This window comes from Brucella tritici, assembly GCF_008932295.1.
Classification (GTDB): Bacteria; Pseudomonadota; Alphaproteobacteria; order Rhizobiales; family Rhizobiaceae; genus Brucella; species Brucella tritici.
Genome location: NZ_WBWA01000031.1, coordinates 43,681 through 57,509 on the forward strand (window position 1 = coordinate 43,681; position 13,829 = coordinate 57,509).

The window sequence follows — 13,829 nt, forward strand, 5'->3', positions numbered from 1 at the left end:
CGCCCACGCCGCCGGCATAGCTGCCGCTCTGTCTAAAGGTCGAGCCATAAGTGTTCCTCCGGCATCATCTTCCCATAATGACGCTTATCGCAAATATTACTTGCATTATTAGACTTAAGAGGAGAATGTCAAGCACGCAGATCGCGCCGTGTCGAGCGTTTTCGTTCTGATGTTGAGGAGGATTGTCCATGGAAATGTCTGGCCAGCAGTTGATCCCGGCCACCAAGGAGGAGGTCTGGGCCGCGCTCAACGACCCTGACGTGCTCAAGGTCTGTATTCCCGGCTGTCAGGAACTGACGAAATCATCGGATACGGAAATGACAGCCGTCGCGGTCATGAAGGTCGGGCCGGTCAAGGCGCGGTTCCAAGGGGCGGTAACACTGTCGGAACTGGATCCTCCGAATGGCTACAAGATTACTGGTGAAGGGCAAGGTGGCGTGGCTGGCTTTGCCAAGGGGATTGCCGTCGTCAAACTTTCTGCAAAAGACGGGGGGACAGTACTCGACTATACCGTAGACGCGCAGATTGGTGGAAAGCTTTCGCAGCTTGGAGGTCGATTGATTGATGTGACCGCGAAACAAATGGCCGGTCAGTTCTTCAAGCGATTTGCCGAGGAAATTCACGTGCGACAGAATCCGCAGGAGGCCGTGGCAGCGTCGCCGCTAGGTGCCGGCCCCTCTCCCGCGCAGACCAAAGCCGGTCCGCCGCATCTGGATGCCCCTGCCACGGCCGTTCTCCGGCCTTCCGCCCAGGCCGCAGTGACAGCTGGCTCTAACGTCTCTCTCCCGGTGCTTGCGCTCGTGGTCTTTGCGTCAGTGCTTGTGGCTCTTTGGATCGTCTATGCCGGGCTATTGCCGAGCCTTTCGTCCGCAGCCGATATGCCCTCTCATGTCTCGCCCGATCTTGCCAGCATCGTCCAACTGGTCATGGCGGCAGCTATCGGTTACCTGTTCGGACGAATATCGAAATAAACTTTTCCCCATCCACATCAAAAAGGCCGAAGCGAACGCTTCGGCCTTTTATTTTCGCTTGCACAGAAAGACTTTTATTCGCTCCTGCCTCGCTCGAGGAGAAGCTTCAGTTCGCCGAACACGCCCCGTCTGAACATCATCACACAGACCACAAAGAACAGGCCGATGATGAAGGTGATGGGCAACCCACTGGTCGACAGGAAATGCTCGAGCCCGACAACAATGGTGGCGCCGACAATCGGTCCGATGAGCGTTCCCATGCCCCCAAGAAGGGTCATAAGAATGACTTCCCCGGACATATGCCATGTTACGTCGACCAGTGAGGCGAGTTGGAAGGAAATCGCCTTCAGTGACCCGGCGAAACCCGACAGAGCTGCTGAGAGTGTAAATGCTATCAGCTTGTAACGTTCGGGTTTCAGGCCGAGCGAGACAACACGCGTTTCGTTTTCGCGAATAGCGGACAGCATATGTCCAAAAGGCGAATTGACTGCGCGCCAGATGATGACGAGGCCAATGATCGTGCCTCCGAGCACGGTATAGTACATTGCTGTGATGTTCCTAAGATCGATCATGCCGAGCAGGTAACCGCGGGGCACGGCCTGAATCCCGTCTTCGCCGCCTGTGAACGGCAACTGGACCGCCATGAAGTAGACCATCTGGGCAAGTGCCAGCGTGATCATGGCGAAATAGATGCCCTGACGACGGATGGCGAGCGCTCCAAAGGCAAGCCCTAGCAAGGTTGCAAACAGTGTGCCCGCCAACACCGACAGTTCGAATGGCCATTGCCATACTTTTGCAGCCTGGGCCGCGATGTAGGCCCCGCCGCCGAAGAAGGCGGCGTGTCCGAAGGATAGCAGACCCGCGTAGCCGAGCACTAGGTTGAAGGCTGCGGCGAACAACACGAAGCAAAGGATTTTAATTAGGAAGAGCGGATAGACTGCCAACGGCGCAATCAGCATGATACCCAAAACGGAGAGTATTAGGATGCGGCCGATCATCTGACCGCGACGAAAGGTGGTTGTCGGGTTGGAAAGGGTTGCGCTTTTCATGTCATGCCTCCCGTTTGAACAGGCCGGCTGGCCGAATGAGAATCACGAGCACCATCATGACGAAAACCGCGATCGATGAAGCTGGTGGATAGAATGTCTTGGTGAGGCCTTCGATGATGCCGAGACCAAGCGCAGTGACGATCGCACCGCCAATCGAACCCATGCCGCCGATCACGACGACCGCGAAGACCGTGATGATGATACTGGAGCCCATGCCTGGGCTCACCTGATAGAGAGGTGCCGCGAGCGCGCCGGCGAAGCCCGCGAGACCCACGCAGAAGGCATAGGTCAGTGTCAGAATGAGTGGCACATTGATACCGAAAGCCTGGACCAGCGACGGGTTTTCGGTGGCGGCCCGCAGATAGGCGCCGAGCTTGGTCCGTTCGATCGCAATCCACGTGAGCAGGCAGATAATGAGCGAGATAGCGATCACCCATGCGCGGTACATGGGCAAAAACATGAAACCGAGATTGATGCCGCCAGTCAGTGAGGCCGGAACCGGATAAGGTTTTCCTGCCGCGCCGAAGAGGTGTCGGAACAGCCCTTCCAGCATCAGTGCAATGCCAAATGTGAGGAGCAGACTGTAGAGATGGTCCATGCGATAAAGCCGCCTCAGAAACAGCTTTTCAACCACGATCCCCGCGAATCCGACCAATATGGGAGCCGCGACGAGTGTTCCCCAATATCCAAGGCCGAGCCTCGACAGCATGTACCAGGCAACGAAACCACCCAGCATGTAAAAGGCGCCATGCGCGAAATTAATGACGTTAAGCATGCCGAAGATAATCGCCAGCCCGAGGCTGAGCAGAGCGTAAAATGAGCCGTTGATCAGTCCGAGCAGCAATTGGCCGAGGAGAACGGGTATCGGCACCCCGAGAATATCTGTCATCTGATTTTGACCTGTTGAAGTATGCGCATGGCAATCAAACCCCCAAATACCGGTTCAGCCGATCCATGCTGGCGTCGAGCGCACCATTGGAGATTTCGTCGATGACCTTTCCCTGGTCGAGTACGAAGTGCCGGTCGGCGACGGTGGCCGCAAAGTTCAGGTTCTGTTCGACGAGAATGATGGTGATGCCGCGTTCCTTGAGGATGCGGAGCGCCGCGCCGATCTCCTCGACGATGACGGGCGCGATGCCTTCGGTCGGCTCATCAAGCAGAATGAAATCGGCGCCGGTGCGCAGGATACGGCCGATGGCCAGCATCTGCTGTTCGCCGCCGGAGAGCCGCGTACCGGGCGTGGTGTCGCGGCCTCTGAGATTCGGGAAGAGACTGTAGATCTCCTCCACATTCATCCCGCCCGATTGCCAGGTTGGCGGAAACATTAGGTTTTCGATGACGTTCAGCCTCGAAAAAATGCCGCGCTCCTCTGGAACGTAGCCGATGCCGAGCCGGGCAACCTTGTGCGCGGGTGTTCGCAACAGATCGACGCCTTTGTAGGTGCTGCTGCCGGCCCGCTTGCTGACGACCCCCATCAGGCTGCGCAGGGTAGTGGTCTTGCCGGCGCCGTTGCGACCGATCAGGGTGACGACCTCACCCTTCCTGACGTTGAATTCCACTCCGTGAAGGACGTGGCTTTCGCCATACCAGGCCTGAAGATTGCTGACGTTTAAAACGGTTTCAGCCATGGGCTCCTCCCATATAGGCCTTGCGAACCTCACTGTTCGTGGAAACGTCAGAATAGCTACCCTCTGCAATCACCTCCCCGCGGCGCAGCACCGTGATTGTGTCAGAAAGATCCGCAACGACGCCAAGATTGTGCTCGACCATCAACACCGTGCGACCCGTGCCGACGCGGCGGATCAGCGCCGCCGTCCTGCCAATGTCTTCCGTGCCCATGCCGGCCATTGGCTCGTCGAGCAGCAGCACGTCCGGCTCAAGCGCCAGCGTCGTCGCCAATTCCAGCGCACGCTTGCGTCCGTACGACAGCTCGCTGGCTTTTGTTCGGGCCTTTTCGGCGAGGCCGACGCTTTCAAGGAGCGCCATGGTCTCTTCATCAAAGCGTTTCAGACACTGGTTGGACTTCCAGAAGGAGAAGGTTTCTCGCTCACGGGCCTGGAGCGCCACGCGCACGTTTTCAAGGGCGCTGAGGTGCGGAAATACCGACGAGATCTGAAAGGATCGGACAAGGCCAAGCCGAGCGATATCGGCAGGCGCCATCTGTGTAATGTCTCGGCCCTTGAAAAATATCTGGCCGGAACTTGGCGAAAGAAATTTGGTCAGAAGATTGAACAGCGTGCTCTTGCCGGCACCGTTTGGGCCGATCAGCGCATGGATAGTCCCACGCCGAATCTCGATGTCGACATTGTTGACGGCGATGAAGCCGCTGAACGAGCGCGTCAAACCACGCGCCTCGATAATGGGTGCGTTCTCCGGCACGAGTCCTCCCTACCGGCTTGATTTTCTCCTCCTGTGGCGCGGGTTCGGAACCAGGCCACCGCCTCGTCCAACGGAAGAGGCAGTTTCAGAAAAACACACAAAGTCTAATAATGCAAGCTTGCATGATGGCGGAAACTCTGCTTATCTTATCTTGTTATCCTACTAATAGCGCCGTAGTTTCGGTTTTAGCCATTTATAAGTATGATAACGCAAGTTTAATGCAGGCGCTCGAGGGGGAGCTTCAGTGCCGCATCTGGGAGGATGGATTGATGAAGCATCTGCGAATTTTGCTGTCATGCACGGCGGCTTTCGCCGCTATGGGTATGGGTGCCCAAGCACAGGATTCTGGGCCGATCCGGATCGGCGTCCTGACCGACATCAGCGGCCAGTTCTCGCATGAGGCGGGCGAGGGGGCGATTGCTGCGGTGAAAATGGCCGTTGAAGATTTCGGTGGCAAAGTACTCGATCGTCCGCTGGAAGTGGTCGTAGCCGATCACCAGAACAAACCTGAGGTCGCCGTCTCCACCGCCCGGGAATGGTACGAGTCGCAAGGGGTGACGATGATCAACAACCTCATCAATTCTGGTATCGCCCTGGCTGTCACGCAGGTCGCGAAGGACGAGGACAAGATCGCGATCATCAACGGCTCTGGTACGTCACGTTTGACGAACGACGGCTGTACGCCAAACAGCATCCATTACTCGTACGATACCTATGCACTGGCCAATGGCACTGCCAACGAACTGATCCGTGAAGGTAAGAAGAACTGGTACTTCCTGACTGCCGACTATGCCTTCGGGCATGCTCTGGAAGCGGATGCGAGCCAGCTGGTCAAAGCAAACGGGGGTACTGTTTCAGGCGCCGTTCGCTATCCAATAGAGACCTCCGATCATAGCGCCTTTATGCTGCAGGCGCAAGCTTCGCCCGCCGATGTTGTTGCGATGGCAGGGTCCGGAACGACGTTTGTCAACGCGGTTAAGTCGGCCGCCGAGTTCGGTCTCGCGTCCTCCGGTAAGACCGTTGCCGGGCTACTTGTCTGGGATACAGACGTCCATTCGCTCGGCCTTGAAACTGCGCAGGGTATGATCCTGACCAACGCCTTTTACTGGGATCGCGACGAAGAAACCCGTTCTTTCGCCAAGAAGTTCGAGGCGCGTGTTGGCCGTCCGCCACATATGGGCGATGCGGGCGATTACTCCTCGACCATGCATTACCTTCAAGCCGTGAAGGCCGCCGGTACCACCGACACGAAGCAGGTGATGGCGAAGATGCAGGAAACACCGGTCAATGATTTCTTCGCCAAGGGCGGCAAGATCCGCGAGGACGGCCGCATGGTGCATGACATGTATGTCTACCAGGTGAAGACACCGGCTGAATCGAAGAGCGAATGGGACCTTCTGAAGCTTGTCACCACCATTCCAGGCGACCAGGCCTTCCGGCCCCTCTCCGAAAGCCAGTGCCCTCTGGTTAAGCAATGATCCAAACAAATGCCCGGCTCTCCTGCGCCGGGCATAACCCAAGCATTGAACGCGGTTGCGATTGGCAGGAAGAGATGAGCAGGCATGACTGAGATTCAGGTCGAGAACACAGATGGCGTCGCCATCGTTACACTGAACAGGCCCAAACAACGCAATGCCGTTACATATGCGATGTGGTGCGAGCTTGCCGAAAGGTTTCGCCAGTTCGACTCGGATCCAGATGTCCGCGCCATTCTGCTCACCGGAGCCGGCGGGGACTTCTCCGCCGGCGCCGATATCAGCGAATTCGATGCGGTAAGGGGCGGCCCGGAGGAAAGCACGCGTTACGAAGTCGCCGTTGACGCTGCCGGCGATGCCATCTACGACGTTTCGAAGCCAACGATCGCGGTGTTGCGTGGATATTGTCTTGGTGGCGCAGCACATTTGGCCATGTCTTGCGATTTCCGCATTGCCGAAGAAAGCGCCGTTTTCGGCATTCCCGCCGCCAGGTTGTCGATAGTGTATGGCGTCTCCGCGACACGCAAACTGTTTTCGCTCGTCGGTGTCACCGAGGCGAAACGAATTCTCTATTCGGCTAACCGCTTTTACGCCAGCCAGGCGCTAGGCAACGGCTTCATCGACGCACTGGTGGATGACGCGACGGCGGCAGCCTTGGAGCGTGCCAACGCCATGGTCGCGAATGCGCCCCTGACGATCCAGGGCGCGAAGTTCATCCTCAACGGCTGCGCCAGGGGTGATCTCGACCGAACCGAAGCTGAAAGGCTGATCGACCACGCGAGTTCCAGCGGGGACTACGCTGAAGGACGCAAAGCATTCGCCGAAAAACGGTCGCCGCGATTTATGGGCCGCTGACGGCCAATTCAACCAACCCATCAATCTGCTGCAAACGCAGCATCTCATCCCAAGGAGACATTCAATGGATACCAATCTCAAGGGCAAGGTGGCGCTCGTCACGGGCGGTGGCCGCGATGTCGGCGGTGACATCGCGCGAGCTCTTGCGGTCGAAGGTGCCACCATTGCGGTAAACTACGCCCGATCAAAAGATGAAGCCCAAGCGGTCGTGCAATCAATCGAGGCAGGCGGCGGCAGGGCGAAGGCGTATCAGGCGGATATCAGCGATAATGCACAGGTCAAAGCGATGGTCGCAGCGATCAAGTCGGACTTCGGAACGGTTGATATCCTCGTCAATAACGCCGGTTATGTCAAATACCAACGCTTTGTGGATTCGACGCCGGACGACTGGAAGAAGCAGATCGAGGTGTGTCTCTTTGGTGCGATTAACTGCTGCCACGAGGTGGCGCCGATGATGATCGCTCAGAACTCCGGCAAGATCATCAATCTCGTCGGCGACAGCTCCCGTATTGGCGAAGCCAACCTTGCCCTGGCCGCGGCAGCGCGCGGCGGCACGATCGCGCTTGGCAAGTCGCTTGCCCGCGAATTCGGTCGCAACAACGTTACCGTCAACACCGTTTCGCTCGGCCTGATCGAGACCTCACATTCCGATCCTGACTTCCTCGAGAAGAACCGCGAGAAGATCGTTAAGGCTTATCCTTTGCGGCGGATCGGCAAGCCCGACGACGTGGCGCCGATGGTTACTTTCCTTGCCTCTGACGCGTCCTCCTGGGTGACCGGCCAGGTCATCAGCGTCAACGGCGGCTTTGCGATGGTCTAACAGGGAGGAAGGGGAGGAACTGAAATGATACATTTCGAGCTCATTGCACCTGTCGGAGAGATTCTTCGGCGGAACGCTCGCCTGTACCCGGAGAAACTGGCATTCGAGGACAAGACGAGATCCGTCTCTTACGCCGAACTTGACCGTGAAACGGAAGGTCTGGCGGCACGACTAATCGCTCTTGGTCTACAGAAGGGTCAGGCGGTCGCAATCTATCTGCCGAACTCCGTCAATTGGGTCGTGGCATGCCTCGCCGTGGTCAGAGCTGGCGGCGTGGCGGTCCCGATCAGTATCGAATCGACGGTAGATGAAACAAGCTACCGCATCACAGATTCCGATTGCGTTGCCGTTATTACCCTACCGGACAAACACGCGGCGACCGAATCTTTGCTGCGGCGCCTGGATCGGACCACCGTCCTCGTCACGGCGAACGAGAATGCTGTCTTCGATCTGGCGGAGGCTGTCGACTTCGAAGACGATCAGGACGTCGACCGCGCCGCTTTTATCGTCTACACCTCCGGAACGACAGGCCTGCCGAAGGGCGTGCTCCTCTCGACGCGGTCGATGCTGTGGGTCACGAGTGCATGCTGGGCTCCGATCGCGGGGATGAACAGGAACGATGTCGTCCTCAACACGCTACCGCTCTACCATTCCTATGCCCTGAATATCGCGGTGCTGTCGATCATTGCGACCGGTGCCAGTGAATATATCATGGAGAAATTTTCCACTAGTCAGGCAACCGAATTGTTGCGTTCGGGCCGTTTCACCTTCATGCCCGGCGTTCCGACAGTCTTTCATTATTTCCTGTCGACCTGCCAGGCGAGCGGTGAGAAGCTCCTTGACTCGGTTAGGCTTTGCGTGTCGGCCGGCGCGATCATGCCGGGACCCCTTAATCACGATTTCGAAGAGTTTTTCGGCGTGCCCCTGCTTGACGGCTATGGGATCACCGAAACATCAACAATGGTGACCATGAACTGGCCCGGCCGCTGGCGGGTCTCCGGGTCGTGCGGTTTGCCGCTTCCAGGGCTCATGGTACGAGTTGTAGATCCCAAAACCGGGCTCGATGTACCGGTCGGCATAGAGGGCGAGTTGATCTGTAAAGGTCCCAATCTGATGCAAGGTTATCACAACAAGCCGTTGGAAACGCAGAAGACTGTGGTGAACGGCTGGTATCATACGGGTGATCTTGCCAGGAGCGATGAGAACGGCTTTCTGACGATCACCGGTCGGCTCAAAGAACTCATCATCCGTGGCGGCCAGAATATTGCTCCCGCAGAGGTCGAGGAAACAATCCTCCTTCACGATGCGATCATGGATTGCGCGGTGATCGGAATGCCGCACACTATGCTCGGCGAGGTTCCCGTCGCATGCGTGGTGCTGAGGTCGGCGGAACTTTTCGACCTGGAGACGTTGCTGCACCACTGCAAGCAGCGCCTGTCCGCCTACAAGGTCCCTGACAGAGTCTATGTCGTCAACGAAATTCCCCGCACCGGCTCCGGCAAGATCCTGAGGGTCAAACTCAGGGAAGTCCTGCCCGGCGCATGATGCAGCACCATAGGAGATGCCCATGAACCCGTTTGTTTTCAGCACGACCAGCCAGATCGTTTTTCGGCCTGGCGCTTCGGCGGAAATTGGTGGTCTCGTCAAGCCGAAGCTTGGGAACAGGATTCTGTTCGTAACCGATCCGGGATTGCGTAAGCTCGGTCTTTGTGATCCGGCACTGAGGTCCCTTTCTGAGGCCGGCATCGAAACGACCGTCTTTGATAGTGTCGAGGCGGATCCGTCTATTGCGACAGTGCTTTCAGCCACTCAGGCTGCGAAATCTGCCGGCGTGACGGGCGTCGTCGGCTTTGGAGGCGGCTCGTCACTCGACGTCGCCAAGGTCGCCGCGCTGCTCAGCGGATCCGGTGAGGACATCGATGACGCTTGGGGCGTCGGTAATGCCAAAGGGCCGCGGCTGCCGCTTGTTCTCGTGCCGACGACCGCAGGGACAGGCTCAGAGGTCACCCCGGTGTCGATCCTAACCGTCCAGGGCGACGAAAAGCGGGGCGTGTCTTCACCGATTATCCTTCCTGACATTGCCATTCTCGATGCCGATCTGACCCTCGGTCTGCCCGCGCACATCACGGCGGCGACAGGGATCGATGCCATGGTGCATGCCATCGAGGCCTATGCGTCCAAGAACGCCAACAACAATCCGCTGTCGAAGATGCTTGCCCATCAGGCGCTTCAACTGCTTGGTGCAAACATCGAGAAGGCGGTTTTTGACGGGAAGGACCGTGACGCCCGAGGCGCTATGCTGCTTGGCTCGATGCTGGCCGGTCAGGCATTCGCCAACTCGCCCGTGGCTGCTGTCCATGCGCTAGCCTACCCGATCGGTGGCACTTTCCATATCCCGCATGGGCTCTCCAACGCGCTTGTGCTGCAACACGTCCTGCGCTTCAACGCACTCGAGGCTGCATCTCTCTATGCGGAAATCGCAACGGACGCCTTTCCGGATCTCGCGTCGGAACAAAGCACCCAAAGCCGCTGCGCCGCTTTCATCGAGCGGCTAGCCGCTCTTTCCTCGAAGCTGGGATTGCAGCCTCGATTGCGCGATGTCGGTATCGGTGAGGAACATCTAGTGGGTATGGCGCGCGACGCGATGAAGCAGACGCGGCTTCTGGTCAACAATCCACGCGACCTCAGTGAAGCGGACGCGCTTTCGATCTACAAGGCGGCGTGGTGATGGCAGAACGCGCAGCGCCCGGAAACAGGTCTTCCTACAAGGTCTTTCGCACTACCGCGACGCGTTGGTCGGACAATGACAGCTACGGTCACATGAACAATGTCGTTCACTACAGTATGTTCGACACGGCCGTGAACAGCTTCCTGATCGAAAACGGCGCCTTGAACATCAAAGAGGACACGCAAGTCTTTCTCGTGGTCGAAACCGGCTGCCGGTATCACGCCGAGATGACGTTTCCAGATATGGTCACGGCCGGAATTCGCGTTTCGCGACTGGGTAGTTCATCGGTTCGCTACGAGATCGGATTGTTTCGAAACGACGAAGACACAGCGTCCGCGGAAGGCTTCTTCGTCCACGTCAATGTGGATCGCATCTCGCGCAGGCCGACCCCGTTCGGCGACGTGGCCCGGCTTCTGCTGGAACCGCTCGTTGTCTGAGCAAGAACAAATTTCGCGAAAGGACCATTAAATTGGTAGCTCTCGAACTCAAGCATTCGTCCATCCAACGTGGCGAATGCTTTATTGCGGGCGAATGGCTGGACGCCGATCAGGGCCAGGCGATTGACGTCGGCAATGGCATTAGCAAAGGCATGATCTCGACCGAGGTCGCACCGTTCGGGGGCGTGAAGGAAAGCGGCAATGATCGCGAGAGATCGAAGTACGGCATGGATGACTATCTCGAGATCAAATACATGTGCATGGGGATTTCGTGATGGTCAAGCTTGTCCTCATCGGCCCACCTGGAGCAGGGAAAGGAACGCAAGCTGAGCGTCTCGTGCGGGATTACGGGCTCATGCATATCTCCACCGGCGACCTGCTGCGCGAGGCAATCAAGGCAGAGACGCCTCTCGGCCGCGAGGCCAAGGCAGCCGTCGATGGCGGGACACTCGTCCCGGATGAGGTCGTAATTGGCCTCGTTGAAGAACGTTTGTCCGATAAAAAACCGGCCCAGGGCTTTATCCTGGACGGTTTTCCGAGAACGGTCGCGCAAGCTGAGGCGCTGGAGCGACTGCTTTACAGCTTAGACAAGCCGCTCGATCACGTCATCATCTTCGATATTGCGATCGATTCTCTCGACGAGCGGATTGCCAAAAGAGCCGAACAGACGCGGGCCGTCGGCGCTCAAGAACGCTCTGACGACAATGCCGAGGTGTTGAAGAAAAGACTTGAAGAGTTTTCCCGAGCCACGGCGGCATTGTCGCCGTTCTACGAACATCGCCGGTTGCTTCGTCGTGTTGACGCTTCGGCCGGCATTGACGACGTCGCCGCCCAAATTGGCAGTTTGCTGGGGCGGGCGATCAAAGTCAGGTGCTGAACTTCGGACCTATGTCAAAGGGAGATCACGAATGACCCGGCATGATTTCAGTGAGAACGATGTGGTGTTGCCGACGGTTGAGCTCGTGACAGACGAACCGGGCAGGATCCTACGGTATGCGCACGAGTCTTTCCTCGCCGGAGTTCCCGTTGCCTTGGTCACGTTGGTTGAGGTTCGCGGTGGCGCGGCGCGTGCGGTTGGAGCACAGATGGCAGTGCGAGGAGACGGCCGCTACTGCGGCTTTGTCTCCGGTGGCTGCACTGAAACGGCCGTGGCAGCGGAAGCTATCGAGGCCCTGCGCAAGGGGCGTGACCGTTTTCTGCGGCTTGGAGAAGGTTCCCCATTCTTCGATATCGTGCTTCCGTGCGGGGGAGGGATCGACCTATCGATTCACATCCTCAAAAATGCAGATCCGGTGGGCCAGGTTTTGTCACGTCTGGCTTCCAGACGCCCCGCTAGTCTTCGGTATACGCCTGGATCGGAATCAATAGAGTTCGGTGGAGAGGGCAGTCGGGGGCAAATCGGCTGGTTCGACGGAACTTTCATTACAAACTACCAGCCGGTTACCCGTATCCTTCTTTGCGGCCGATCGGTCGAACTGGAGATCACCGCCGCTGTGGCAAGGGCGGCCGGGTATGAGGTCGAGCAGATCGACCCGGCCATTGACAGCAGTGTGTTTGCTTCGAAGATTGACACGTTTTCCGCCGTCGCGTTGTTGTTCCACGACCTTGACCGGGAGTTGACTCTGCTCCAGGGCGCCTTGCGTTCTGACTCTTTTTATGTCGGCGCTCTGGGAAGCAGGCGGACCCACGATAAGCGGATGGCCTTGCTCCGCAAGCACGGCTTTGGAGACGCAGATATCACCAGAATCAAAGCGCCGATCGGCATCTTCGATAAGGCCCGAGATGCTTCGTCGGTGGCGCTTTCTGTGGTCGCTGATATCGCAGCGGCTAGAACTCAGATTCAACAGGCATCGGCGCAAGGATAAATATTAGAAGGCGTGGCCTCGACCGTGCTTGGTTCCGACGTGTGTTGGACACATCGTGCATTGTCGAAATTGGTTTGGGTGGCGTCGCGAATACGCGAGATCGATCAGATTACGCTTTTAACGTTCCGCCTGCGGCGCGTATTGCCTCGGGAGTGTCTACGTCCAGCAGTGCAGCTTCGCCGATCTCTACATAAACGATTGGGAGGTTGGACGTTTCTATGATCTGGCGAGCCCCTACATCGCCTTCGAGACGCGCGATTGTCTCGAATAACGATTTTGGAAGTATAACGGGATTTCCGGGTTTGCCATCTCCCATTGCACGCACCACCACTTCGCCGTCGGTCGAGCGGAAAGCTGCAAAAAGTCTATCCAGATGGGCGGTGGTCAATCCTGGCATATCGGCAAGTAGGACCAATACGGCATTCGCCCCTCGTGCATCGCAGTACGATATCCCGGTGGTAAGCGACGTCGCCATCCCATGGTCGTATTTCGTATTTTCGATGCACTCGACTCCCAGCCCATCTAGTGCGGCTTCAATTTCAAGTCGACGATGACCCGTTACCACGATTACAGCGTGGGCGCTCGAACCGAGCGCGACTTGGGCGGAACGTCGCACGAGAGCAACGCCCTCGAATTCTGCCAGTAATTTGGATGCTCCTACCGAGCTCGTTCGGCTCGAACGTCCTGCCGCAAGCAGAATAACAAAAATTCGGAACGCAAAACGACTTCCTTTGGGTGGTTGAACACTGCCTGCGTCGAGCATTTTATCCTCCCAGATGTTTTGTGCCTCGGCCGTGGGCTTTGTTGCGTTGCCGGAAATTTGTCGAGGCAACATTAGGGTGGTTTTCTCGCCAAATCCAGAAGACATGGCTGCGTGTCGTCGGCAGCAAGGTTAGCATTTCGGTTTCCATCGTGAAGTGGCACCGGATCGCGGGTTCAAGGTCATCTCGCTGCAGGATGCGGGTGGTTCTGCAAGGTGGATTTGAAGATGCGGTGACACCTGTCTCGGAAGCTTTGTCGAGCCAGTGCTGTGCCATGCTCCAGCTCCGGCCGGTGGTCGCGCGCCGTGAACCGCGAAAGCGGAGCTCGTCGATTTCAAGCCTTGCCGCTCTGAAGAAAGAAAGTGAGCGTCCGGTGAGTGGATTTTGCTGATGGAGGCTTTTGGGCGATGTTCTGGCATTAGAACCAGCATTAGTGCTGGCATTAATATCAGAACTTAGAGGTTGGCATGGCTCGCATGGAGATTATAT

The 13,829-nt window shown here is 57.4% G+C and carries 14 protein-coding genes and 1 pseudogene; 10 read left to right on the forward strand and 5 right to left on the reverse strand.

Annotated elements, in window-relative coordinates:
* The first annotated feature begins 188 nt into the window (after positions 1–188).
* On the forward strand, positions 189–971 hold the full coding sequence (locus tag F9K91_RS22200; protein ID WP_151678743.1) for an SRPBCC family protein: 783 nt from the start codon (positions 189–191) through the stop codon (positions 969–971).
* Positions 972–1,045: 74 nt separating this feature from the next.
* Here F9K91_RS22200 and F9K91_RS22205 read toward each other — a convergent pair whose 3' ends face one another.
* From F9K91_RS22205 to F9K91_RS22220, 4 genes are read right to left on the reverse strand one after another with little or no spacing between them, the layout of a single operon-like run.
* The gene (locus F9K91_RS22205; RefSeq protein ID WP_151678744.1) at positions 1,046–2,020 is read right to left on the reverse strand and encodes a branched-chain amino acid ABC transporter permease; all 975 of its coding nucleotides are present in this window, start codon (positions 2,018–2,020) and stop codon (positions 1,046–1,048) included.
* A gap of 1 nt (position 2,021) precedes the next feature.
* The gene (locus tag F9K91_RS22210; RefSeq protein WP_151557569.1) at positions 2,022–2,909 is read right to left on the reverse strand and encodes a branched-chain amino acid ABC transporter permease; all 888 of its coding nucleotides are present in this window, start codon (positions 2,907–2,909) and stop codon (positions 2,022–2,024) included.
* A 34-nt stretch (positions 2,910–2,943) separates the two neighbouring features.
* Positions 2,944–3,648: an ABC transporter ATP-binding protein gene (locus tag F9K91_RS22215; RefSeq protein WP_167522253.1), complete on the reverse strand. Its 705-nt coding sequence runs from the start codon at positions 3,646–3,648 to the stop codon at positions 2,944–2,946.
* Positions 3,641–4,399 carry an ABC transporter ATP-binding protein gene (locus F9K91_RS22220; RefSeq protein WP_151678745.1) on the reverse strand — a complete coding sequence of 253 codons (759 nt, stop codon included), beginning with the start codon at positions 4,397–4,399 and terminating at the stop codon, positions 3,641–3,643. The genes F9K91_RS22215 and F9K91_RS22220 overlap by 8 nt, the downstream gene beginning before the upstream one ends.
* A 269-nt stretch (positions 4,400–4,668) precedes the next feature.
* Here F9K91_RS22220 and F9K91_RS22225 point away from each other — a divergent pair, with 269 nt between their 5' ends.
* From F9K91_RS22225 to F9K91_RS22265, 9 genes and pseudogenes are all read left to right on the forward strand, one after another.
* Positions 4,669–5,877, forward strand: a complete 1,209-nt coding sequence (locus tag F9K91_RS22225) for an ABC transporter substrate-binding protein (RefSeq protein ID WP_151557593.1) — start codon at positions 4,669–4,671, stop codon at positions 5,875–5,877.
* An 84-nt stretch (positions 5,878–5,961) separates the two neighbouring features.
* Complete coding sequence (locus F9K91_RS22230) at positions 5,962–6,729, forward strand: enoyl-CoA hydratase-related protein (protein WP_151557565.1); 768 nt, start codon at positions 5,962–5,964, stop codon at positions 6,727–6,729.
* 64 nt (positions 6,730–6,793) lie between these two features.
* The gene (locus tag F9K91_RS22235) at positions 6,794–7,549 is read left to right on the forward strand and encodes an SDR family NAD(P)-dependent oxidoreductase (RefSeq protein ID WP_151557563.1); all 756 of its coding nucleotides are present in this window, start codon (positions 6,794–6,796) and stop codon (positions 7,547–7,549) included.
* 24 nt (positions 7,550–7,573) lie between these two features.
* Positions 7,574–9,094 carry a class I adenylate-forming enzyme family protein gene (locus tag F9K91_RS22240; protein WP_151557561.1) on the forward strand — a complete coding sequence of 507 codons (1,521 nt, stop codon included), beginning with the start codon at positions 7,574–7,576 and terminating at the stop codon, positions 9,092–9,094.
* A gap of 22 nt (positions 9,095–9,116) precedes the next feature.
* On the forward strand, positions 9,117–10,277 hold the full coding sequence (locus tag F9K91_RS22245) for an iron-containing alcohol dehydrogenase (protein WP_151557559.1): 1,161 nt from the start codon (positions 9,117–9,119) through the stop codon (positions 10,275–10,277).
* The gene (locus F9K91_RS22250; protein WP_151678746.1) at positions 10,277–10,714 is read left to right on the forward strand and encodes an acyl-CoA thioesterase; all 438 of its coding nucleotides are present in this window, start codon (positions 10,277–10,279) and stop codon (positions 10,712–10,714) included. The genes F9K91_RS22245 and F9K91_RS22250 overlap by 1 nt, the downstream gene beginning before the upstream one ends.
* A gap of 131 nt (positions 10,715–10,845) precedes the next feature.
* A pseudogene (locus F9K91_RS22255) lies at positions 10,846–10,989 on the forward strand (aldehyde dehydrogenase family protein); the annotation flags it as partial.
* Positions 10,989–11,591 (forward strand): adenylate kinase, encoded by a 603-nt coding sequence (locus tag F9K91_RS22260; protein ID WP_151678747.1) that lies wholly within the window; start codon positions 10,989–10,991, stop codon positions 11,589–11,591. The pseudogene F9K91_RS22255 and the gene F9K91_RS22260, both read left to right, overlap by 1 nt.
* A gap of 31 nt (positions 11,592–11,622) precedes the next feature.
* Complete coding sequence (locus F9K91_RS22265) at positions 11,623–12,579, forward strand: XdhC family protein (RefSeq protein WP_151678748.1); 957 nt, start codon at positions 11,623–11,625, stop codon at positions 12,577–12,579.
* A gap of 109 nt (positions 12,580–12,688) precedes the next feature.
* On the opposite strand, the gene F9K91_RS22270 is transcribed toward F9K91_RS22265, so the two are convergent.
* Positions 12,689–13,342, reverse strand: a complete 654-nt coding sequence (locus F9K91_RS22270; protein WP_151557591.1) for a nucleotidyltransferase family protein — start codon at positions 13,340–13,342, stop codon at positions 12,689–12,691.
* Between the last annotated feature and the right edge of the window lie 487 nt (positions 13,343–13,829).